Origin of the sequence: Qipengyuania profundimaris (genome assembly GCF_030717945.1) — a bacterium.
Classification (GTDB): Bacteria; Pseudomonadota; Alphaproteobacteria; order Sphingomonadales; family Sphingomonadaceae; genus Qipengyuania; species Qipengyuania profundimaris.
In genome coordinates this window covers 1,507,624-1,530,455 of the sequence record NZ_JAVAIM010000001.1, presented here as the reverse complement: position 1 = coordinate 1,530,455, position 22,832 = coordinate 1,507,624, and the positions used below count along the sequence as shown (strand labels likewise).

Sequence of the window (22,832 nt, the reverse complement as noted above, 5' to 3'; positions counted from 1 at the left end):
GCAAATGATCGAACACCGTCCCTTCGACAGTCTCGGCAAGGCCAATCATGGCTGGCTGGATGCGAACCACCACTTTTCCTTCGCCGGTTACCACGATCCTTCGCGCGTCAACTGGGGAGCGCTGCGCGTGTGGAACGACGACAGGATCGCGCCCAAGAGCGGCTTTCCCACCCATCCCCACAACGACATGGAAATCATCACCTATGTTCGCACCGGCGCGATCACCCATCGCGACAGCATGGGCAACGAAGGACGTACCGAAGCGGGCGATGTGCAGGTGATGAGCGCCGGGCGCGGTGTTGCGCATTCGGAATTCAATCTGGAGGACGAGGAAACCACGCTGTTCCAGATCTGGATCATTCCGGAGGAGCGCGGCGGCGATCCCGACTGGGGTGCGCGACAGTTTCCCAAAGACGATCGCGCCGGACAATTCGTGCCCCTCGCCAGCGGCGTTGCGAACGACGACGACGCATTGCCCATCCGCACCGATGCCCGCGTGCTCGGCGCGACCGTGAAGGCCGGCGAGAGCGTGACCTACAGGCCGCGCACTGCCGACCGTCACCTCTATCTCGTGCCGGCCACCGGCAGCATCCGCGTGGGCGACATCGAAGCGCAGGCCCGCGATGGCATCGCCATTACCAAGGAAGACAGCATCACCATTACCGCCCTCGAGGACAGCGAACTCGTCCTCGTCGATGCGGCCTGAGCAGGAGTAGAACCATGACGAATATCCTCCACATCACCAGCAGCATCCGCGGCGATGACAGCGTTTCGACCAGCCTCGGCAACAGACTGGTCGCAAAGCTCGCTGGCAAAAACGTCGTCACGCGCGACCTCGCCAAGAACGACCTGCCCTTCATCGATGCCGAACGGCATGCGGCCAACCTTGCGCCCTACGCCGACCGTTCGGAGGCGCAGCATGGTCTAGCGAAGATCGCCGACGAGCTGATCGACGAACTCGAGGCAGCCGACACGATCGTCTTCAGCGTACCGGTCTACAACTTCACGATTCCCGCCACGCTGAAGGCCTGGGCCGATCTCGTCGCACGCGCCGGGCGAACCTTCCGCTACACGCAGAACGGACCGGAAGGCCTGCTCACCGGCAAGACGGTCTATATCACGGCAGCGACCGGCGGAACGGCGATCGGCAGCGATATCGATTTCATGTCGCCCTGGTTGAAGTTCTTCCTCGGCTTCCTCGGTTTGACCGATGTGCGGATAGTCGCAGCGGACGGCATCATGGGCGAAGGCGGCGAAGAGAAAATTGCCGCGGCCCATCAGGAAGTAGAACGGCTGGCCGCGTAATCCTCCGACCCTCCCCTCCCTTACGCGCCAGCGACGTGCCGGGAAGCTCGATCAGCTTTCCGGCACGTTTCGCTTCAAGTCGTCGAGCCACAGATCGGCCACCGCATCGCTCGGCGCGCGCCAGTCGCCGCGCGGTGAGAGGGCTCCGCCCGCGCTAACCTTCGGACCATTGGGCAAGGCGCTGCGCTTGAACTGGCTGAAGGCGAAGAAGCGTTTCACGAAATTTTCGAGCCACTTCGCAATCGTGGCGAGGTCGTATTCGTTCTTGCGCTCTTCGGGAAAGTCGATCGGCCACAGACCTTCCTTCGCATCCTTCCACGCATGCCATGCGAGAAACGCGACATGGCTCGGACTCTGCCCATAACGGACGATATGGTGGAGAAAGAAGTCGTTCAGCTCGTAGGGCCCGATGATCGACTGGGTGGACTGGATCGCGCCGTCCTCACCCGCAGGCACAAGCTCCGGGCTGATCTCGGTATCGAGAATGGCGAGCAGCACCTCGTCGCACTGCTCGTCGAACTGGCTGGTCGTGGTGGTCCAGCGGATGAGGTACTGGATCAGCGTCTTGGGAACGCCTGCGTTGACGGCGTAGTGGCTCATCTGGTCGCCCACGCCATAGGTGCACCAACCGAGCGCCAATTCGGAGAGATCGCCGGTGCCGATCACGAAGCCTGAGTGGTGGCCGGCCAAGCGGAAGAGGTAGTCGGTACGCAGCCCGGCCTGCACGTTCTCGAACGTCACATCGTAATGCGGCTCGCCATCGGCAAAGGGGTGGCTGATGTCTTCGAGCATCTGCCGCGCGGCGGGCTTGATGTCGATTTCCTCCGCCGTGATCTCGAACGCGTTCATGAGCTTCCATGCATTCGACTTGGTGTCCTCCGACGTGGCGAAGCCGGGCATGGTATAGCCGCGAATGTCGCTGCGTGGGCGCCCGAGCCGATCCATCGCCTTGGCCGCGACCAGCAGGGCATGCGTGCTGTCGAGCCCGCCGGAGATACCGATGACGAGCGATTTCGCGCCTGTTGCCTGTATGCGCCGCATCAGCGCATCGACCTGTATGTTGAAGGCCTCGTAGCAATCCTCGTCCAGCTTGTGCGCGCGGTTCGGCACGAAGGGGAAACGACGGATCGGGCGCTCCAGTCCCTTGTCGCCGAGTCTGGGCGCATGTTCGAACCCGACCTGGCGGAACCAGTCTTCGGGCCGCCCCGCAGCATCGGCCGCATCGCCCCATGTCTGCATGCGCATGCGTTCGGCCAGGACGCGCTTCGTGTCCACATCGGTCACGCAGAGTTCGGGAGCGAGATCGAAGCGCACGCTTTCGACCAGCAGGTCGCCCAGCTCGTACACCATGCCCTGCCCATCCCACGCGAGGTCGGTCGTGCTTTCGCCGTGCCCGCTGGCCGAATAGGCATAGGCGCAGACCAGGCGCGAGGAGCTGGCGCGGGAAAGCATGTGCCGTTCGTCCGACTTGCCGATGGTGATGTTGGATGCAGACAGGTTGCAGAGGATCGTCGCGCCTGCCAGCGCGGCGAGCGCGCCGGGCGGATTGGGCGACCAGAAATCCTCGCATATCTCGATTCCGAAGGTGAAGCCGGGGAAGTCGTTAGCGGCAAACAGCAGGTCGGTGCCGAAAGGCACGCTCGTCCCGCCCACTTCGATTTCCAGCCCGACACAATCCCGGCCGTGGCTGAACCAGCGCTTCTCGTAGAATTCGCGGTAGTTCGGCAGAAAGCTCTTGGGCACCGCGCCCAGCACTTCGCCGCGCGACAAGACGACGGCGCAGTTGTAAATCCGGCCATTGCGCCGTAGCGGTGCGCCGATGACGAGGACCGGCGAGAAACTGCGGGTCGCTTCGCACACCTCGCCCAGATGGCGCTCAACGGCATCAAGGAGCGCTGCCTGCAAATGCAAATCGTCAATGGCGTAGGAAGAGAGGCTGAGCTCGGGATAAAGCAGCAAGTCGACGTGCCGATCATGCGCCATTTGCGCCTGCTCGACGATCCCCGCCGCATTGAACGCCACATCGGCCGTACGCGTGCTCGGCGTCGCAGTGGCGACCCTGACGAAGCCGTGCGTGTGCAGGTCGTAGAACGGGTGCGTGTCGCTTTGACTCATCGGTCTCGCTTCTTGTTTGATTGCTGGATGGGCAGATACCGGCTCCAGCCAGTCGGCCGGCTGGCAGATGCCGAGTTCGGACATGCGGCGCTGGACGGCTGCGCGGGCAATGCGACCCTTGGCCTCCCAGCCATAGACTGTTCGGCTCGGCCAGGGTTCCGGCTCGCCATACTGCTCGCCGAATTCTGCTGCGGTCAACGGAGGGTCAAGCGCTTCCCTAAAAGCGCGAATTCTGGCTCCGGCGCGGTGCATCGCCCTCTGCGGTATCCTTTTCGGATACTTTAGGCAAGCTCGCTGCGTTTCTCAGCCATCTCGTTGCGGAAGCCATTGAGCACCGGGCCTGCCGAATGCGAGGCCCCCGCCTGATGTGCGAAGGCAAGCATCAGATTTTTGCCCAAGCCACCGGAATTGAGCTTGATTGCCTCTTCGCCGACACCGTCATCCTCGACGGTCAGTCGCCACCCGCCGTCAACAGCCTGCAGGAACACTCCGATCTTGCCGAGCCGGCCTTCGGGGAACGCATATTTCGCACAGTTCGAGATCGCTTCGTTCAGGTAGAGGCCGATAGCCACCGCCGTTTCGCTCGGCAGCCTCATCGGCTCGATCTCGCGGTAGACATTGATGTTTTCGGTCAAGGCAGCCCGCTCGATCCGGTCCAACAGGACATCGAGATATGGTTTCATCGCGACATCGCCGCCCTCTTCGTGGTCCAGCGTCAAGGTGGAATAGGCATCGGCGAAGGTCCGCACGCGGCCGACCGCATCTTCCAGCGCGCCATGCAGGCTCGGGTCGGACATCTGCCGTTTCTGGATTTCGAGCAGACTGGCCACCAGCGCGAAATTGTTCTTGGTGCGATGCTCGAGCTCGGCAAGCAGCGTCAGCCGTTTGTCCGCGCGCTCGCGGATTTCCTTCATGGTGCTCTGCGCAGCCCGACGGAACGCTTCGGCGAAGATGATGACGATCAGGCAGCAAACGGCGTTGAGCAGCACGCGCGCCGGATCGGTCGGGTTGGTAAAGAAAAAGGACGACTGCCCAGGCAGTACGAAATACCACGCCCAAAAGAAGGTGACGACGAAAGACACCAGCCCCGCCCGCCAGTGCCCATAGAAGGTCGCCAGCAACACTGTCGGATAGATCAGCGCGAACGGCCCGGACTCCGGCGCCCACATGTCATAGAGCGACCGCAACCCAATCATCGCCGCTGCACAAATGGCACCGAACGTCAGCTGCGCCGCGAGCTTCCCACGACCAGTGATAAATTGTCGACTGACATCGAATTCCGCGAGACGCTGCACCCCGTCTCTCCTATCGGGGAAGCCAATTCCGTAAGCACGTTGCGGTTCGGAAAGCCGAAACACCCCGGGCATCGGCTCCGCTCTTATATTGAGATTATTGCAACCTGTCGACTCGTCTTGCGCACAATCAGGCAGCTGCAAGTAAATCGGCTGCGCTGGGGCTTTCCTGCAACAACTCGATCAAACCACGTTCTTCGCGGGTCAGCCAGCGCGTCGCTCGCGGCAGCCGCAGGCCATGCCTCCAATCCTCCTGCCGATCAACGAGATCGATGACAGCCGGATGGATATAGCTCTTGCGCGTAACCGCAGGTGTATTGCCCAGCTGCCCAGCCACGCAATCGAGCAGGGCCTTCATCGGCATCCGGCCCTCGCCATCGCGCAGGCACTCGAACCCCATCACGCTGGCGTGCCAGGTGCGGAAGTTCTTCGCTGTAAAGCGCTCGCCCATGCAGGCTTCGAGGTATTCGTTCACATCGCCGGAATCGACAGTCTGCACCTCGCCATCCTCGTCGATATATTTGAAGACGTTCTGACCGGGCAGGTCCTGCATCTTGCGCACCGCGCGAGCGAGGCTGCCGTCGGTCAGGGTGACTTCGCGCATCTTGCCGGACTTGCCCTTGTACCGCAATTTGAGCGTCTTCCCGGTCACCTCGGCATGCTTGCGCCGCAAGGTCGTCGCGCCGTAGCTTTTGTTGCGCTCCGCATAGCCCGTGTTCCCGACACGAACTGCGCCCAGATCGAGCAGCCGGATGACGCTGGCCGTCGCCCGCTCTCGAGTCAGCTTGCTTCCTTTAAGATCCTCCTCGACCTTTTTGCGCACCAGCGGCAGCAGGCTCCCGAATTCGATGCAGCGGTCGAACTTTTCGCCCTCGCGCTCGGCCCGGAAATCGGGGTGATAGCGATATTGCTTGCGGCCTTTCGCATCTATGCCGGTGGCAAGGATATGGCCGTTCGGTGCGGGGCAGAACCATTCGTCTACATAGGCGGGCGGCAAGGCGATCGCGTTGAGCCGACGCTTCTCCGCCCGGTCGGTGATCAGCCGACCTTTCGGATCGTAATAGGCCCATCCCTTCCCCGCACCCTTGCGGGTGATACCGGGCAAATCGTCGTCGACATAGATGAGCTTGGTCATGGCGTAGCGATAAACCGTGGGTGGGCTGTCACGGTTCCCCACCTTGCGACGAATGGACGAGTGACGTAGCCCGATCCTCAGAGGAGACCCCCAAATGGCCGATGCGATATATTCCCCGCCCGAAGTCTGGACCCACGACGCCGAGAATGGCGGAAAGTTCGCCAATATCAATCGGCCGACCGCCGGCGCGCGCGAAGAGAAAGACCTTCCCGTCGGAGCGCATGACTTCCAGCTTTACTCCCTCGCGACGCCTAATGGTGTGAAGGCGACGGTAATGTTCGAGGAGCTGCTCGAAGCGGGATACTCCGGTGCCGAATACGACGCCTGGACGATCAACATTGGCGAAGCACAGCAATTCACCAGCGGCTTCGTGGACATCAATCCTAACAGCAAGATTCCCGCCCTGCTCGACCGCAGCGGCGACAGCCCCGTCCGCGTTTTCGAAAGCGGCGCGATCCTGCTTCATCTCTCTGAGAAATTCGGCGCGTTCGTGCCGAGTGATCACACCCGCGCCGAAGTCCTCAGCTGGCTCTTCTGGCAGGTCGGGAGTGCACCATTCATCGGCGGCGGGTTCGGCCACTTCTATGCCTATGCACCCGAGAAGTTCGAATATCCGATCAACCGCTACGCCATGGAAACCAAGCGCCTGTTCGACGTCGCCGATCAGCGTTTGGCGCAATCGGAGTATCTCGGCGGCGACGACTACACGATCGCCGACATGGCGGCAGCACCGTGGCTCATCCCCTTCGTCGAGGGCACCATCTACAACGAAGCGCGCACCTTCCTGTCGATACAGGAATACGCAAACGTCGAGCGCTGGGCGAAACAGATCGCCGCGCGCCCCGCCGTGAAACGCGGGCGGATTGTCAACAAAGCGTGGGGTGACGAAAACGCACAGCTTCTCGAACGGCATTCGGCCAGCGATTTCGAGGGCAAGACACTCTAGCTCGGGGATGCTGGCCGGGTGGCAGAATTGACCTTCGGCCAGCTCCGCGCTGCGTGCCCCGCTTCCAAACCTGCATGTTCGCTTCGCGAGCAGGTTCGATCCTGAGCAAGCATGGTGCGAATTAGTGGCTGGGGTGGCAGGATTCGAACCTGCGCATGCCGGTACCAAAAACCGGTGCCTTACCGCTTGGCTACACCCCAGCAAGCGAGCGCCCCTATAGCCGAGCCGCGTCCAATGTGAAGGGGGCGGCACGAATTTTCGCGTACCTCTCGGCGAAACGCAACGTGCTTCCCGCACAGCCCCGCTCCATGTACAGTGGCCCTGTGAACCTGACCGAGCATCCCCTGCGACGTGAGCTCGTGCGCGAGATGCACTTGCGCCGCTTTGCACCGGTGCGCGCGCCGGCGTTCATTATGCAGATCGTGTCTCTCGTTTCGGACAGCGAGCGCGCAACCGAGTCCGAACTAATTGCGGAACTCGCCGGTCGGAACGATGTCGATCTGCATGCCGATGCGCGCCATGCGATGATCCCGCTGGATGGCGAGCGAGTCCTGCTGTGGGAGCAGCACACCGAAGCGACCACCCTCACGTTGATCGGCGGGATCGACATCGCGAATGACGACGCAGGTGCAGAGGGCATTATGGCGGACTGGCCCGGCGTGGTCGTCCGGGCCACGCGGATATTCGTCGAGAAAACGGAAAAGCAAGCGCGCAAGCGGCTCGACGAAATGGCCTTCGAAGACAGCGAATTGGTATGCTGCAAGGTCAATGCCGGGGTCATCATCTGGTCCGATTTCCGCATCCGGGAAGACGGCTTCGGCAGGTTGTTGATAACCGCTGGAGACGCGCGGCCGGACGAATTGGGACGGATCGTCCAGCGACTTCAGGAACTCGGCAATTACCGCAATCTCGCTCTGCTGGCCCTCCCCGAAGTGCGACGGCTCTCGCCGCGATTGGCCGACCTCGAGGATCGCCTCGCTCGCCATTCGCTTGAACTGGGTAGCGAAGGCAGCGCGAGCGACGAACGAGTGATGCAAGACCTCTCGGCCCTTTCGGCGGAATTGGCGCAGTTGCGGGTCGAATCCGGTTATCGGCTCAGCGCCAGCCGCGCCTATTCGCAGATCACCATGGACCGGCTGGGCGCACTTGCGATCGAGCCCGTGCCCGGCTTTCCGGACCTCGGCGAGTTCACCGAGCGACGCCTCGTGCCCGGCATGCGCACCTGTGAGACATTCGTCGAACGTCTGCGGCGCCTGTCGGAGCGGACCGGCGATGCGATCGCGCTGCTGAACACGCGGATCGACACCCGCATCAAGGCGAATAACCTCGATCTGTTGCGATCGATGGAAAGCAGCTTCAACCTTCAGTTGCGCTTGCAACACCTCGTCGAGGCGCTCTCCGTTATTGCCGCGACTTACTACGCGGTGGGCTTGATCGCTTTCGTGCTGAAGGGAGCATCCGCCTTTCCGGACGGCAAGGCGGTCGACATTGCTCTTGCCGTCATGGCACCGCTAGTTCTGCTGGCAATCTTCCTTTTGATTTCCCGCATCAGGAAACGGCACCTCGGAGAGAGCGGTACAGGCCGACCGAGAGAGGACTAACCGCTAGGATTGACAGCAAAAAGTGTCTATGGCGATTGACGACGTGGAGTGGATTGGATCTAGGAGAGTGATAAATGAAGAAAATCAGTATCCTGAAGGGAAGCATCGCTGCGGCCAGCCTGATGGCGCTTGCCGCCTGCGGTAGTCGCGCCGACGAAGAAGCGGCAGAACCGGCCGCGGCTCCGGAGCCGGCTGCAACAGAGACCGAAACGGCTACCGCGCCTGCAACCGAACCCGAAGTCGAGCCGAACGGCACCGTCATCGAAGTCCAGATGCTCACGCGCGATCCGGACGGAAGCGGCATGCAGGTGTTCAAGCCCAACCTTATCAATGCCAAGGTCGGCGACACGATCCGCTTCATTCCCACCGATCCAACGCATCAGTCGTCGTCGATCGCCGGCATGCTGCCCGAAGGCGCGCGTGGCTGGGAAGGAGAGATAAACGAACCGGTCGAATACGTAGTGCCGGTGCCCGGCGTATATGGCTTCCAATGCATCCCGCACTATTCGGCAGGGATGGTCGGTCTGATCATCGTGGAAGGCGAGGGCATGACGGAGAACCTCGAATCCGCGAAATCGACCACCCACCCGGGGCTCGCCGGTCGCAAGTTCGAGGAGATCTTCGCCCAGGCGGAAAGCGAGGGGATGCTCTCGCAATAGATCCTCGAGCTCTCGCGAAAAGCAAGCAAAAGCCCCGGCGTCCAGCTCAGGACTCCGGGGCTTTTCTCTGGCGGCGTCGTCGCCGGATTTGCAGCAGTCAGACGATGTCGTCGGTATCGTCCGCGCGTTTGCGCTCTGCCTCCCGGCGGCGCATTTCCTCCGCCGCCTCACCTTCTGGCGTGTCCATCGGATGCCGATTCTTCCGTTTACGCAAGAAGAAGGCGTAAAGCAGCGCAAGGATCAGGATGACCACGATGAGCGTGGTTAGCGAAAGGCCGGATAAGAGGGTGCCTTCATTCATGAGAATTTCCTCGGTCGGGCGGCAAGAGGCGCGCCGCCAGTCGTAAAATCAACTGTTTGCCGCGCAAAGTGGTTCCTAAGGCGTCAGGCAGCGGTCGCCATCCGGGCGAGTTCGCATTGCGACCAGATCTCGCTCAACGCGGTGATCAGCCGGTCGATATCGCCATCGTCGTGCACAGGAGACGGTGTCAGCCGCAGCCTTTCGGTGCCCACCGGGACGGTGGGATAGTTGATCGGCTGGACGTAGATGCCGTGATTGTCCATCAGCCAGTCGCTGATCCGTTTGCACTTGTGCGCATCGCCGACCATCACCGGGATTATGTGGCTGGGATTGGGCAGGTGCGGGATGCCCATGGCATCGAGCCGGGCGCGGACCTGCGCGACACGCTCCTTCTGCCGCTCGCGCTCGGCATTGCTCGTCTTGAGATGCTTGATGCTGGCGCAGGCCCCGGCGGCGACCGCCGGCGGCAGCGCAGTGCTGAAGATGAAACCGCTTGCGAAAGTCCGCACGAAATCGACCAGATCGGCGGACGCCGCGATATAGCCGCCGACCACGCCGAAGGCCTTGCCCAGCGTGCCCTCGATCACGGTGATCCGGCCCATCAGCCCTTCGCGTTCGGCAATCCCGCCGCCGCGCGGGCCGTAGAGGCCCACGGCATGGACCTCGTCGATATAGCTCATCGCGCCGTGCTTCTCGCACACATCCAGTATCTCGGCGATGGGGGCGATGTCGCCGTCCATCGAATAGACGCTCTCGAAAGCCACCAGCTTGGGCACTTCGGGGCCGAAGTTGGACAGCTTGCGATTGAGGTCTTCGGGGTCGTTATGCTGCCAGATCTTGTAGGGTGCGCGGCTGTGGCGAATGCCCTCGATCATGGACGCATGATTGAGCGCATCCGAGAACACCACGCACCCCGGGATCTTGCTCGCCAGCGTACCGAGACCCGCCCAGTTCGAGACGTAGCCCGAAGTGAACAGCAGCGCCGATTCCTTGCCGTGAAGATCGGCCAGCTCTTGCTCAAGCAGCACGTGATGGTGATTGGTGCCGGAGATGTTGCGCGTGCCGCCCGCACCTGCGCCGCACTCGTCGAGCGCCGCATGCATCGCATCGATTACGTCAGGGTGCTGGCCCATGCCGAGATAGTCGTTTGAACACCACACCGTAACTGCCTGCGTGTCCTCGCCGACAAATCGCGTCGCTTGCGGAAAGGAGCCGCGATGGCGCTTGATGTCGGTGAACACGCGATAGCGACCCTCCTCGCGGACGCCGTCGAGTTGCTGCTCGAAAAAGGCTTCGAAATCCATGGTCAGGTCACTCCCTCTTCAATCGCGCCCTGCGTCGCCTGCTTGCGGCTCGGCAGGGCCCAGCCCCACAGCGCGCCATCGCGCAGCGGCAGGGCGAAAAACATGTGCTCGATCGCGCCCAGCGCAGCGAGGGCGAACAGCAGGCTGGCGCCGACCATCTCCGCGCTTCCCGCCTCGGCAGCCAGCGCCAGCGAGCCAAGCCAGGCTGCCAGCGCAAATGAACCGACCAGCGTCACGGCCAGCAAGGCGGTGAACCGGTTGGGCCCGAAATAGCTGGTCAGATAGTCGAGATGCGGCGGCAGTATGTCGGTGCTGGCATTGGGCACTCCGGCATACATGTTGAACTTCGCGCTGAGGCGCAGGGCGAACAACAGCACGAAGGCCATGGCACCGAACTGGTTCGGGGCGCTCCAGGTTATCGCCAGCAACAACAGGGCCGTGAGCGCGAGGGCAATCTCGTGATGGATGACGACTTCGCTGGCGCGGGCGAAGCGCTGCCATCCCGATGCGCCCTCGGGGCACGGCGTCCGCCGCGGCCCCGCTACGGCGCCGGTCAGAAAGGCCAGCTCATGCCATGACCAGACAAGCAAGGCTCCGGCAAAAGCCAGGTAGACGCCTGTCACCGAAACGCTCTGGGCCGATTCCAGGATCAGCAGCAGCCCCCCCACCCCGGCGATCCCGCCCAGCATCAGGCTGCGCGGGAAGGTCGCCCGTTCGCGATTGTCGAGCCATGCGATGAGGCCGGTTGCAAAAAACCAGATCGCGATGGTGACGATCACCGGGAGGATATGGCCGCTCCAGCTTACCATGCGGGCTGCAGTCTCACGCTTTGCGGCAGCTCGTTCTTGCGGGTGCGATGGAGGTACATCTTGGCGAAGTTCCACCCCGCCCCGGCCATGCCGCCGACACGCTTGGCCATGCCGCCGAGGCCGCCCTGCTCCTTGCCATCCTCGATCCGCAGGACCGCCTGCCGCAGCGCTTCCATGCTCGCCCGGAACCGCAGGCTGTCGATATCGAGTTCCACCGGATAGACCTGACGGCTGATGCGATTGCAGATCTCGAACACTTTGTAGTCGTACCCGGTCGGATCGACGCCAAGCGCCTGGTGGAACACGGGCCGCGCGTGGTCCCGCACATACATCGTCGCGTAGACCGACAGCAGGAAGAACCGGATCCACAGCTTGTTGTGGCCTTTGAGCAGCTTGGGATCGGCGCGCATCAGCATGGCGAAGGCCTCGCCGTGGCGGAACTCGTCGTTGCACCACTCCTCGAACCAGTCGAAGATCGGGTGGAACTTGTTTTCCGGATTGGCCTGCAGGTGCCGGTAGATCGTGATGTAGCGCGCGTATCCGATCTTCTCGGACAGATAGACCGCGTACCAGATGAACTTCGGCTTGAAATAGGTGTATTTCTTGGTCTTCGTCAGGAAGCCGAGATCGACGCCGATACCTGCATCCTTGAGACTTTCGTTGATGAAGCCGGCATGGCGGCTCTCGTCCCGGGCGAGCAGTTTGAACAGCTGCTTCACGTCGGGGTTCTTCGTCCGCCGCGCAATTTCCGCATACAGGACGCAGCCGGAGAATTCCGAGGTCATCGAGCTGACCATAAAATCGGTGAATTCGGCGCGCAGTTTCGGTTCGAGGTTTTCGATGATCCCGGCGAAACTGCCCTTGTCGCGAAAGTGCTTCTTGTTCGGATCGCCCAGCATGTCCGCAATCAGCTGGTCCCACTCCTCGCGCACGAGGCTCACGTCGATAGCATCCAGCGCGTCGAAATCGGTGGTGTAGAAGCGCGGGGTTAGCATGGTGTCCTGCGTCGCGAGGGCCATGGCCTCGTCGCTGGTCATGATCCGGCCGCCATGAGCGGGCTTTAAGTTCGCGGGCGCGTTCACTTGATCCTCCCGGGATTGAAGCTGACCTCGTAAAGTTCCTTGAGGTCGAAGTAGGCGGCGAGTCGGGTCAGGGCGCGCTCGATCGGGCCGGCGCGGGTGACGGTGGCGCTGCGTTCGAAGGTAGCGCTGTGGCCGAAAGGGATCTGGATCGGCGCACCATGCACGCGCACGCGGTCGCCCGGATAGATCGGGACGTCGCCAGCAAGCTCGACATGCGCATGGAAATGTGCCTCGCTTTGCTCGACCGAAATGACGCAAGGCGTATCGAAGCGATTGCGGCGCATCATGCATCCCCTCCTTCCAGCAGGGCGGCAAAGGCGGCGCGGTTGTCGGGCCCGAAAGAGCCGAGCTCGACGCTCTTGCCCGTCTCACTGTCACTGATCGAAAGCCCGCCGTTATCCCATTCGGTCAGCACGAAGGGCGTCTCCGCCCCGATATCCTTGCTGCGGCGAACATGGACGAGGCTGCGCAGCGTGGTGCGGATGAAGCCGCCGGTGCCAGGCTCGACGAGCGCAATCAGCGTGCCGTTCGATGCGTCCTCGATCCGCACGCCGCCGCCCGGCTCGTCGAAGAAGTACAGGCTGCGTTCGCTGGTCGCCACCACTCCGGCAGCAGAGCGCGCCTCGCTAGGCACCGCATCGCGTGCGATCCAGCCCATACTCGTTGCACCGGCCAGCGCGAGCGCGAGTATGGCGAGCATTCCCATCATGACGAGCGGGACCTTGGGAATTTCCTCGTCATGATCGTTGTTGCTCACGCCAGCGCTCCCGTCATGCCATCGCCGCGCTCGGCCTCTGCCGATGCCGCCTCACCACCTCCCAGTGCGATTGCCTCATGCAGTGCCGTCGCTGCCGCCAGCTTCGCAGCGACGTCCCGAACGCCCCGGATTGCGCGGAGCATGGGCTGCGGTTTCGACAGGTGAAACGGGCGCGCGTGCGGCCACAGGATGGCGTATCCGAGCCCGTTGCCCTTCAGCAGCTCGACAGCGATGTCTCCGCTGCCCGCTCCCCGGTCAGTCAGGTGGGCAGCGCCGATCATCTTCAGCGGAATATTGACCGATTTCTCGATCGCCATGCCGATGTTGAGGATCAGGCGGCGGTCGGTGAGAATGTAGGTCGTGGTGCGCGTGCCGAGCCAAGCGAAACCGTATATCAGGCCGAGCGTGACAAGGCCTGCACCCGCTGTAATCGCCGCGCCGCCGAAGCTGCCCAGCGCGAGGGCAATAGCGATCAGGCCGAGGAAATAGACCGTCACGATCCGCGTGTGGAATGCCGTCCGCGCAAGCGTCGCAAGATCGGGTTTGCCTTCCCACAGGACCTGCTCGTCATCCTGCGGTTGCCCGAGCGCCTTGATCTGCGCAGTCTGCCGGAACACGCTCATAGCAGCGGCTCCTGCCGACGCGGATCGGCATAGAGATAGCCGCCTCCGAAATAGGCCACGATCCGCTCTTCCTCGTTCAGCGTGATCTGGTTCGCCGTACCGACCTTGGGCACTCCGGCGAACTGATCGGCCCGGATTGCATCGATTACGATGATGCCGCGGCGACCGTGGATTTTTGCCATGGCCATCGGCGCGAGCACCTGGCCACCGGTCGTCGCGACTTCGAGATAGCGAATGTGATGTTCGGACATGTCGACCCAGGCGTCGGTCACCTTGCCCGCTTGCTTTCCGTCGGCCCCGACCACGGTCATACCGACCGGATGGGCATCCCGCGGCGATACGGCCACGTGGTCGGTGCTGCTGAGCGGGATGATGCGGGGCTTACCGTCCGCCGTGAGATCGGGCGTATGCATGCGCTCCACCCAGGCCGCCGGACCCAGGCGATCGGCAAAGGGATCGCCGGTCGGGACATAGGGAGCACCTTCGGATCCGAAGGCGCGCTTGGCAGGAATATCGACCGGGTCGCGCCGCCATCTTTCCGGACTGGACGTGCCCTGGCCATGCGGGAGCAGGAACGTCTTGGGCGAAGCAGTGCTCAGCGGTCCGCCGGGGCTTTCGATCCGGCCCGTGCCCTCGTCTTCCAGGGGATAGCCTTCGCGGCGATCTTCGCGACGCAGATAGAATATCAGCGCGATGAAAAAGAGAACGAACGCGTAGAAGACGAGCTGCGTCACATCCAGCGTGCCTACGATCTTGACGTCATCCATGGGACTCTCCTTGGCCGGCAATCATGTCGGGAATTCGCGAAGGCCGATCGGCCCCGAAGCGGTGAAAGCGCGCTCGCGGTTCTGGCTTACCAGCGGACCGAGCGCGACGAGGCTCGCCAGTAGGATGAGGATTTCGAGGCAGTAGACGGCGGCGTATCCGGTCGCCGGATCGCCCAGCGCGCCGCCGAATGTGCCGCGTGCCGCTTGAGCGGACATGAGATCGCGGAACAGGCCGCCCAGCGCGATGGCGATACCTGCACAACCTGCCTGCACTGCGCCCCATGCGCCGAGGACAAGGCCCGCACCTTCGTCCTTCGCCAGACCCATCGCCTCGATCAGCGTACCGACCGAGAAGAGCCCAAGACCCAGTCCGATGGCGAAGGCCCCGGCATAGAGCATGGCGGTGGACTGGAACGGTGCCGCGAAGAGGATCATGAGGAAGGCCGCCACGCCAATCACCAGCCCGCTACCGGCGAGACGCAGCGGGTCGCCGCCGATCCCGAGCGCGCGGCCCGAGACGGCAAAGCCGGCGAGCGCTCCGGCAGCCCAAGCCCCGGTCAGTGCCGTCGTCGCCCCCACCGACAGGCCGAGGATTTCGCCGCCATAGGGTTCCAGCAGGGCATCCTGCATGGCGAAGCCCGCCGCACCGATGCCGATCGTTGCCAGCAGGCGTGCGGTGCGTCCGCGCGAGATGAAAGCGGCCCACAGCTCGGTGAAGGCGGGTGCCGGCGCATTGTCCTGCGGCACGCGCGCATGGCGCGGCTCCTGCTTCCACAGCGCGACAATATTGAGCACGAATGTGATGACTGCGGCTGCCTGGATGACTTGCACCAGGCGCGTGGGGGTGAAGTCGAGCAGCAGCGCGCCCATTGAAAGCGCCGCCACCATCGTGCCGGCCAACAGCATGACATATAGCAGCGCCACAGCGCGCGGCCGCTTGTCCTCCGAAGCCAGATCGGTGGCAAGCGCAAGGCCTGCGGTCTGCGTCATATGCATGCCGAGGCCGGTCAGGAGAAACGCGAGCACGCTGGCCGCGACGCCCAGCCCCTCGTCTCCCGGACGCCCGAGCAGCAGCAGGGCAAAGGGCATGATCGCAAGCCCGCCGAACTGCATCAGCGTACCGAACCAGATGAACGGGACACGTCGCCAGCCCAGCACCGAGCGATGCGTGTCCGAACGATGCCCGATTAGCGCCCGCAGCGGTGCGACCAGCAAGGGGATCGCAATCATCAGCGCCACCAGCCAGGCCGGGATCGATAGCTCGACGATCATGACCCGGTTGAGCGTGCCGTTGAGCAGAACCGCAGCCATGCCTACGCTCACCTGGAACAGCGCCAACCGCAGCAGGCGGGCCAGCGGCAAATCCGCGCTCGCCGCATCGGCGAAGGGCAGCCAGGCCGTGGCTACCTTCGTCCAGTGCGATGCAAGGCGGCGTTCGTCAGTCATCTCGTGCGGACCAGCTCCATCGCTTGCGAAGTGTAGAAGCCGCTCGAAATCCGCTGGGTTCGCGCGACCTTCCAGCCGGGCAGGCGGGACAGCTTGCGGCGCAGTTCCGCTTCGCTCACCGGCACGATCGCCGGCGAACGATTGCCGCGCGGGAAGAGCTTCCCGGCCATGTGCATGGCACCGAGCAGGCGGGTGTATGGGGCAAAGGTGAAGGCGATGGATGTGCGGCACCGTTTACCCAGCGCCTCGATGGTCTCGACGATATCGTCGGACCGGTAGTGGATCAGCGAATCCATCGCGACGACATGGTCGAATTCGCCGAATGCGGGATCGAGCATGTCGCCGACGTACCAATCGATCCTGCCATGACCGACAAAGCCGGGCGCACGCTCGCGAGCGATGGCGACCAGGCCAGATGCGATATCGACGGCCGTCACATGCGCTCCGCGACAGGCAGCATCGACGCTGAGCGCCCCCGTTCCGCAGCCTGCATCGAGGACCGACTTGCGCCGCAGGTCCGCCGGCAGCCAGTCCAGCAATTGCGCGCGCATCGCGTCCCTGCCGGCCCGCACCGTGGCGCGAATGCCGCTGACCTCGACGTCCGATGTGAGATCGATCCACGCCTTGCGCGCCGTGCCGTCGAAATAGGCGGCAAGCTTCTCGCGCTGTGTGTCGTAGCGGGTGGAGAGTGGTTGCGTGGCCATTACTCGAACCCCAAAAAGTCGAAGATGTCGCGGTCCTTCATGGGCTGCGACTTGATCGGGTCGACGCCGTCCCACAATTCCTTGGCGAGCCTGAGATACTCGGCCTGCGCCTCCGCGACGCCCTCGTCGCTCGCATCCATTTCGAACAGGGTGCATTTCTTGAGGCGGCTGCGGCGGATCGCATCGACATCGCGGAAATGGGCGAGACGCTTGAGGCCGGTCGCCTCGGCGAAGCGGTCGATCTCGTCGGTTTCGCGGCTGCGGTTGGCGATGACGCCCGCGAGGCGAACATCGTAATTCTTGGCCTTCGCATTGATGGCAGCCGCAATGCGGTTCATCGCGAAGATGCTGTCGAAATCGTTTGCCGCGACAACGAGTGCGCGATCGGCATGCTGGAGCGGTGCAGCGAACCCGCCGCACACCACGTCCCCCAACACATCGAAGATCACGACGTCGGTATCTTCGAGCAAGTGGTGCTGTTTCAGCAGCTTGACCGTCTGGCCCACGACATAGCCGCCGCAGCCCGTCCCGGCAGGCGGGCCGCCCGCCTCGACGCACATTACGCCGTTATAGCCTTCGAACATGTAGTCCTCGGGCCGCAGCTCCTCCGAATGGAATTCGACCGTTTCGAGCACGTCGATGACGGTCGGCATCAGCTTCTTGGTCAGCGTGAACGTGCTGTCATGCTTCGGGTCGCAACCGATCTGGAGCACACGGTGGCCGAGCTTGGAGAAGGCCGCCGACAGGTTCGAGGATGTCGTCGACTTCCCGATCCCGCCCTTGCCATAGACGGCGAACACCTTCGCGCCTTTGATCTTGTCGCTCGGGTCGAGCTGGACCTGGACGCTGCCTTCCCCGTCCGGCGGGGTGAACTTGGCTTTGGGGTCGATCAGGTTCATCGCATGGTCCTCATTCGGCTGCCACGACGCCTTCGAGCCGATCTTCCAGATCGTTGCTCGCGGCTTGCAGCGCGGCCAGGGTTTCGTCGTCGGGTTGCCAGAGCTCGCGGTCGCATGCCTCGAGCAGGCGGTTGGCAACGCGGGCGGAAGATTTGGGATTGAGCGCGGCGAGGCGCTCGCGCATCTCCGGGTCGAGCACGAAGGTCTCGCTGATCTGCTGGTAGACCCACGGGGCAACCTGCCCGGTGGTTGCGGACCAGCCCATCGTGTTGGTCACATGGCCCTCGATATGTCGCACACCCTCGTAGCCGTGCTTGAGCATGCCTTCGAACCACTTGGGATTGAGTGTGCGCGTACGCGTTTCCAGGTCGATCTGTTCGGCCAGGGTGCGCACCTTGGCGGGCCCACGCGTCGCATCGAGGATGTAGACCGGCGCTTCCTTGCCGCCCTTCGCCCGCGCGATCGAGCGGCTGATGCCGCCGAGGCCGTCGACATACTGGTCGAGATCGGTAATGCCGACTTCGACGCTCTCGAGGTTCTGGTAGGCGAAATCGACACCGGCGAGCGCGCTTTCGAGCAGTTCGCGGCGCTGCACCGGCTCGCCCTTCACGCCGTAGGCGAAGCCCTTGTGCGTTTCGAAGGCGTTGGCCAGCTCGTCGGGATCGGTCCACACACCGCCATCGATCAGCTGGTTGACGTTCGCCCCGTAGGCGCCCTCGGCATTGGAAAAGACCCGCAGGCTGGCGGTTTCGAGATCGCAGCCCTGCGCTGCGGCATGGGCGAGGCTGTGCTTGCGAACGAAGTTCCGCTCCACCGGCTCGTCGGCGCTACTGGCAAGCCAGGCGGCCTCGGCCAGCATTCGCGTTTGCAGTGGCAGGAGGTCGCGGAAAATGCCGGACAGCGTCGCGACCACATCGATCCGTGGGCGGCCCAGCTCTTCCAGGGGAATCAGTTCCGCCCCCGCCAGACGACCGTAGCCGTCGAGCCGCGGCCGGGCGCCGATCAGCGCCATCGCCTGCGCCAGCTGGACGCCTTCGCTCTTCATATTGTCGGTGCCCCACAGCACCATCGCGAGGCTTTCGGGGTACTCGCCGTCTCCACTTGCGCGGTGGCGCGCGAGCAATTGTTCGGCCTGCCGCGCACCTTCCGTGACGGCGAAAGCGCTCGGAATGCGAAAAGGATCGAAGCCGTGAATATTCCGGCCGGTGGGCAGAACCTCGGGATTGCGGATCACATCGCCGCCCGGGGCCGGCTTCACATATCCGCCGTCGAGTGCGTGGACCAGCGCGCCGAGCTCGTCGTTTGCATCGAGCTTCGCCTCGATTGCCTCGCGGTCGGTGTCGGGATCGGCCTCGCACATGGCGTCGAGGAAGGTCTGCCGCTCCTCGGCCGTCAGCGCTCCGCCGAACACATGCAGGCCGTGCGGGATGAGCGCGCGCTCAAGTTCGTAGAGCCTGCCGGCAAGATCGCCGATATCGCCTCGCTCGATATCGAGGTCGGCGCACTGCTCGGCGATCATCGCTTCGAGGCTGGCCAGTTCCTCCTCCTCGTCGCAAGAGCGCCAGCGCTCGACCAGCGCCTTGAGGTCGGCAAAGCCCTTGTAGAGGCCCGCTTCGGCCAGTGGCGGCGTAAGGTAACTGATCAGCGTCGCCGAGGCGCGCCGCTTCGCCAGCATACCCTCTGACGGGTTGTTGGCTGCATAGAGGTTGAAGTTCGGAAGATCGCCGAGCAGGCGTTCCGGCCAGCAATCGCCGCTCATCCCCGCCTGCTTGCCCGGCATGAATTCCAGCGCGCCATGGGTGCCGAAATGCAGCACGGCATCGGCGCCGAAATCCTGCCGGATCCAGCGGTAGAAAGCGGCGAAGGCGTGTGTCGGGGCAAAGGTGCCCTCGAACAGCAGGCGCATCGGATCGCCCTCGTAGCCGAAGGCAGGTTGCACACCGACAAAGATGTTGCCGAAATGCGCGCCATAGACGTGGATCGTGCTGCCGTCGCTCTGTTGCCTGCCCGGGGCCGGGCCCCACTGCGCCTCGATCGCCTCGAGATGCGGCTCGGCGCGGACATGGTCGTCGGCCGCAATGCGCGCGGCGACATTCGCGTCGGCCCCGTAGCGTGCGGCATTGCCGACCAGGATCGCATTGCGAAGGTCGTCGACCGTGTCCGGCACATCGACCGCATAGCCTTCCGCCGCCAGCCGCTGCAGTGTCGCGAAGAGCGATTCGAACACCGCAAGGTGTGCGGCCGTGCCGGTTGCCCCCGCGTTGGGCGGGAAGTTGAACAGGACGACTGCCAGCTTGCGATCCGCACGCTCCGCTTTGCGCAGCGCGATCAATTGCGCGGTCTTCGCCGCAAGCGCGGCAGCCCGTTCGGGATGGCTCCGCATCGCGCGGACGGGGCCGTCCGCTTCGTCGCTTCGCCCGCCGAAGACGCTCGGACAGATCGCCCCATCAAGCTCCGGGATAGCCACCATCATCGTCGCCTCGATCGGCAGGAGGCCAAGCTTGCCCTCTTCCCATTGCTCGAGCGACTGAAACTCGATCGGGTGCGCGGCGATGTAGGGCAGGTCGAGCTCGCCCAGCACCTCGACCGCCGCCTGTGTGTCGTTGTAGGCCGGGCCGCCGACCAGCGAGAAACCGGTCAGATTGACGACCGCATCGACGGTCGGCTTGCCATCGCGCATGAAGAATTTCTGGATCGCGGGCCGCGCATCGAGGCCGCTGGCGAAAGCCGGGATCACTCGAAGGCCCGCAGCCTCCATCGCCGCGATAACTCCGTCGTAATGTCCGGCATCGCGCCCGAGGACGTAAGAACGCAAAAGGATCAGTCCGACCGTACCCGCTTTGCCGCCGGACCGGGGCAGCAAGCGCAGGCTTTCGGACATCAACTGGGTGGCGCGCGGGTGATACACACCGAGCTCGGGATATTCCTCCGGAGCCTGTGCCGGCATGGTGCCTCGCCGTTCCTCGCGATCGCCCGCGGCATAGCGATCGACCAGCGCACGAACCATCTGCACGACGTTCTCGTCCGACCCGGCCAGCCAGTATTGCAGCGTCAGGAAATAGGCGCGAACGTCCTGCGCGGTGCCGGGAATGAATTTCAGGATCTTCGGCAGGCGGCGCAGCATTTTCATCTGCCCCGCGCCCGAGCTCGCACCGGCCTTCTTCGAGCCGCGCAGCTTCTTGAGCAGGGCGAGCGGACCCCTGGCCGGTGCATCCATGCGATAGCCGCCGATGCGCGTCAGCTTCACGATCTCGCCCGCCGACATCAGGCCGAGCATCGCGTCGCAATGTTCGCGCCTTTCCTCCAGCGCCGACCTGATGGCGCGCACATGGTCGTCGAGGAAAAGCATGGTCGCGATCACGATATCCCCAGCCGCGACATCGACCCTGGCGCGGTCAAGCGCGGCCGCATCGCGGTCCCAGTCTGCTGCCGCGTGCAGCGTAAGCTCGATGTTCTCCTTCGCCAGCGCTTCGGACGCACGCTCGGCCGCACCCTTCAGGTGATTGTCCAGCGTAACGATCGTCACGCGGACTGTCGGGAGCGCGCTACCGGGCATAATGCGCCTTCGCATCGTAGAGCGTTTCGAGATCGATCTGCGCCCTGCCCTCGTTCGCCGCGAAGAGCTCGGTATTCCGCCGCGCCTTCCCGCGCACGAAGAAGGGGATTTTCTTCAGCTCTGCTTCGGCTTCGGTTGTCCAAAGCGAAGCGTCCGTGAGCGGCTCTGCAGTGACCGGTTCGCGCGGTTCGCGCTTCGGAGCATGCGCATGCAGATGGCTGGCGCCCGCATCGTCGGAGAATTCGAAATCCTCGCGGAACATGGTGAGAAGATGTTCCTCGAGGCCCATCACCAGCGGGTGAACCCAAGTGTCGAAGATCACATTCGCGCCTTCGAAGCCCATTTGCGGGCTGTAGCGCGCCGGGAAATCCTGCACATGGACGGGTGACGAGATCACCGCGCAGGGCAGGCCGAGCCGCTTGGCGATGTGTCTTTCCATCTGTGTGCCCAGCACAAGTTCGGGCTGCGCGGCGGCGATCGCATCTTCGACTTCGAGATGATCGTCGGTGATGAGTGGCTCCACGGCGTAGAGCTTTGCAGCCTGTCGAATTTCGCGGGCGAATTCGCGATTGTAGCAGCCGAGCCCGCAGACTTCGAAACCAAGCTCCTCATGCGCGATGCGCGCGGCCGCCACCGCATGGGTCGCATCGCCGAATATGAAGACCCGCTTGCCGGTCAGATAGGTCGAGTCGACCGAACGGGTCCACCACTCCATGCGCGATTGGTCGTCGGCAAGGGCTGGTTCGGGATCGACGCCTGCCAGCTGCGCGACTTCGCGGATGAAGTCCTGCGTCGCGCCAACGCCGATCGGAACCGTTCTTACGAACGGCTGCTTGAACGTCCGCTCCAGCCACCGCGCGGCCTCGTCCCCGGTCTCGGGGTAGAGAACTATGTTGAAGTCCGCTGCACCGATGCGCGCAATGTCTGCCGGGGTCGCACCGAGCGGCGCGGCCAGATTGATGTCGATCCCGAGCTTTGCCAGCAGTCCGGTGATTTCGCGTACATCGTCACGATGACGGAAACCGAGGGCCGTGGGGCCGAGCAGATTGGCCAGCGGGCGACGGCCCTCCCGCGGTGCGGGGGTTACGCTCTTATCCGCCAGATGGCGGACGATCTGGTAGAAGGTCTCGCTCGCCCCCCAGCATTCCTTGCGCTGATAGCTCGGAAGTTCCAGCGGCACGACGGGAACGGGCAGCCGCATGGCCTCGGCGAGGCCTGCCGGATCGTCCTGGATCAATTCCGCGGTGCAGGATGCGCCGACCAGCAGCGCCTGCGGCTCGAACCGCTCGAGCGCGTCCCGCGCCGCCGCCTGGAACAGCTGGGCCGTATCCTTGCCGAGATCGCGCGCCTGGAAGGTCGTGTAAGTGACCGGCGGGCGCTTGCCGCGCCTTTCGATCATGGTGAAGAGCAGGTCGGCATAAGTGTCGCCTTGCGGTGCGTGCAGCACGTAATGCATCCCTTCCATCGCTGTCGCGACCCGCATCGCGCCGACATGCGGCGGCCCTTCGTAGGTCCAGACCGACAGCTGCAC

General features: G+C 63.6%; 21 protein-coding genes and 1 tRNA gene. 5 read left to right on the top strand and 17 right to left on the bottom strand.

Annotation, left to right across the window (positions count from 1 at the left end):
- Positions 1 to 4: 4 nt before the first annotated feature.
- A complete protein-coding gene (locus Q9K02_RS07535; protein WP_305932339.1) occupies positions 5 to 706 on the top strand; it encodes a pirin family protein in 702 nt (233 codons plus the stop codon).
- A gap of 14 nt (positions 707 to 720) precedes the next feature.
- Entirely contained in the window at positions 721 to 1,305 is a 585-nt protein-coding gene (locus tag Q9K02_RS07530; RefSeq protein ID WP_305932338.1) for an FMN-dependent NADH-azoreductase, read from the top strand.
- A 51-nt stretch (positions 1,306 to 1,356) separates the two neighbouring features.
- Here the strand turns inward: Q9K02_RS07530 and Q9K02_RS07525 are convergent, their stop codons facing one another.
- The 3 genes from Q9K02_RS07525 to Q9K02_RS07515 form a co-directional block, all read right to left on the bottom strand.
- Positions 1,357 to 3,420 (bottom strand): NAD(+) synthase, encoded by a 2,064-nt coding sequence (locus tag Q9K02_RS07525; protein ID WP_305933475.1) that lies wholly within the window; start codon positions 3,418 to 3,420, stop codon positions 1,357 to 1,359.
- 281 nt (positions 3,421 to 3,701) lie between these two features.
- Complete coding sequence (locus Q9K02_RS07520) at positions 3,702 to 4,715, bottom strand: sensor histidine kinase (RefSeq protein WP_305932337.1); 1,014 nt, start codon at positions 4,713 to 4,715, stop codon at positions 3,702 to 3,704.
- A gap of 127 nt (positions 4,716 to 4,842) precedes the next feature.
- Positions 4,843 to 5,847, bottom strand: a complete 1,005-nt coding sequence (locus Q9K02_RS07515) for a DNA topoisomerase IB (protein WP_305932336.1) — start codon at positions 5,845 to 5,847, stop codon at positions 4,843 to 4,845.
- Between the two features lie 94 nt (positions 5,848 to 5,941).
- Between Q9K02_RS07515 and yghU the strand changes: the two genes are divergently transcribed.
- Entirely contained in the window at positions 5,942 to 6,793 is an 852-nt protein-coding gene (gene yghU, locus Q9K02_RS07510; RefSeq protein ID WP_305932335.1) for a glutathione-dependent disulfide-bond oxidoreductase, read from the top strand.
- A gap of 125 nt (positions 6,794 to 6,918) precedes the next feature.
- Here yghU and Q9K02_RS07505 read toward each other — a convergent pair.
- Positions 6,919 to 6,993: transfer RNA gene (locus Q9K02_RS07505), tRNA-Gln, on the bottom strand.
- A gap of 108 nt (positions 6,994 to 7,101) precedes the next feature.
- Between Q9K02_RS07505 and Q9K02_RS07500 the strand changes: the two genes are divergently transcribed.
- Both Q9K02_RS07500 and Q9K02_RS07495 read left to right on the top strand, forming a co-directional pair.
- A complete protein-coding gene (locus Q9K02_RS07500) occupies positions 7,102 to 8,394 on the top strand; it encodes a DUF3422 domain-containing protein (protein ID WP_305932334.1) in 1,293 nt (430 codons plus the stop codon).
- Positions 8,395 to 8,468: 74 nt separating this feature from the next.
- Positions 8,469 to 9,053, top strand: coding sequence for a pseudoazurin (locus Q9K02_RS07495; protein WP_305932333.1), 585 nt, complete (start codon positions 8,469 to 8,471; stop codon positions 9,051 to 9,053).
- A gap of 97 nt (positions 9,054 to 9,150) precedes the next feature.
- Here Q9K02_RS07495 and Q9K02_RS07490 read toward each other — a convergent pair whose 3' ends face one another.
- From Q9K02_RS07490 to bchB, 13 genes are all read right to left on the bottom strand, one after another.
- Positions 9,151 to 9,354 carry a hypothetical protein gene (locus Q9K02_RS07490; RefSeq protein ID WP_305932332.1) on the bottom strand — a complete coding sequence of 68 codons (204 nt, stop codon included), beginning with the start codon at positions 9,352 to 9,354 and terminating at the stop codon, positions 9,151 to 9,153.
- 83 nt (positions 9,355 to 9,437) lie between these two features.
- A complete protein-coding gene (gene hemA, locus Q9K02_RS07485) occupies positions 9,438 to 10,658 on the bottom strand; it encodes a 5-aminolevulinate synthase (protein WP_305932331.1) in 1,221 nt (406 codons plus the stop codon).
- Positions 10,659 to 10,660: 2 nt separating this feature from the next.
- Positions 10,661 to 11,467: a putative photosynthetic complex assembly protein PuhE gene (puhE, locus tag Q9K02_RS07480; RefSeq protein WP_305932330.1), complete on the bottom strand. Its 807-nt coding sequence runs from the start codon at positions 11,465 to 11,467 to the stop codon at positions 10,661 to 10,663.
- Positions 11,461 to 12,504, bottom strand: coding sequence for a magnesium-protoporphyrin IX monomethyl ester (oxidative) cyclase (acsF, locus tag Q9K02_RS07475; protein ID WP_305932329.1), 1,044 nt, complete (start codon positions 12,502 to 12,504; stop codon positions 11,461 to 11,463). The genes puhE and acsF overlap by 7 nt, the downstream gene beginning before the upstream one ends.
- Positions 12,505 to 12,545: 41 nt before the next feature.
- Positions 12,546 to 12,836: a hypothetical protein gene (locus Q9K02_RS07470; protein WP_422785420.1), complete on the bottom strand. Its 291-nt coding sequence runs from the start codon at positions 12,834 to 12,836 to the stop codon at positions 12,546 to 12,548.
- Complete coding sequence (puhC, locus tag Q9K02_RS07465; protein ID WP_305932328.1) at positions 12,833 to 13,306, bottom strand: photosynthetic complex assembly protein PuhC; 474 nt, start codon at positions 13,304 to 13,306, stop codon at positions 12,833 to 12,835. Before puhC ends, Q9K02_RS07470 begins: the two co-directional genes overlap by 4 nt.
- Positions 13,303 to 13,929 (bottom strand): photosynthetic complex putative assembly protein PuhB, encoded by a 627-nt coding sequence (puhB, locus tag Q9K02_RS07460; RefSeq protein ID WP_305932327.1) that lies wholly within the window; start codon positions 13,927 to 13,929, stop codon positions 13,303 to 13,305. Before puhB ends, puhC begins: the two co-directional genes overlap by 4 nt.
- The gene (gene puhA / locus Q9K02_RS07455; RefSeq protein ID WP_305932326.1) at positions 13,926 to 14,696 is read right to left on the bottom strand and encodes a photosynthetic reaction center subunit H; all 771 of its coding nucleotides are present in this window, start codon (positions 14,694 to 14,696) and stop codon (positions 13,926 to 13,928) included. Before puhA ends, puhB begins: the two co-directional genes overlap by 4 nt.
- 21 nt (positions 14,697 to 14,717) lie before the next feature.
- Positions 14,718 to 16,142, bottom strand: a complete 1,425-nt coding sequence (locus Q9K02_RS07450; protein ID WP_305932325.1) for a BCD family MFS transporter — start codon at positions 16,140 to 16,142, stop codon at positions 14,718 to 14,720.
- A complete protein-coding gene (bchM, locus tag Q9K02_RS07445; RefSeq protein ID WP_305932324.1) occupies positions 16,139 to 16,846 on the bottom strand; it encodes a magnesium protoporphyrin IX methyltransferase in 708 nt (235 codons plus the stop codon). Before bchM ends, Q9K02_RS07450 begins: the two co-directional genes overlap by 4 nt.
- Complete coding sequence (gene bchL, locus Q9K02_RS07440; RefSeq protein WP_305932323.1) at positions 16,846 to 17,745, bottom strand: ferredoxin:protochlorophyllide reductase (ATP-dependent) iron-sulfur ATP-binding protein; 900 nt, start codon at positions 17,743 to 17,745, stop codon at positions 16,846 to 16,848. Before bchL ends, bchM begins: the two co-directional genes overlap by 1 nt.
- A 10-nt stretch (positions 17,746 to 17,755) precedes the next feature.
- A complete protein-coding gene (locus tag Q9K02_RS07435; protein WP_305932322.1) occupies positions 17,756 to 21,301 on the bottom strand; it encodes a magnesium chelatase subunit H in 3,546 nt (1,181 codons plus the stop codon).
- Positions 21,291 to 22,832 carry a ferredoxin:protochlorophyllide reductase (ATP-dependent) subunit B gene (bchB, locus tag Q9K02_RS07430; RefSeq protein ID WP_305932321.1) on the bottom strand — a complete coding sequence of 514 codons (1,542 nt, stop codon included), beginning with the start codon at positions 22,830 to 22,832 and terminating at the stop codon, positions 21,291 to 21,293. The genes Q9K02_RS07435 and bchB overlap by 11 nt, the downstream gene beginning before the upstream one ends.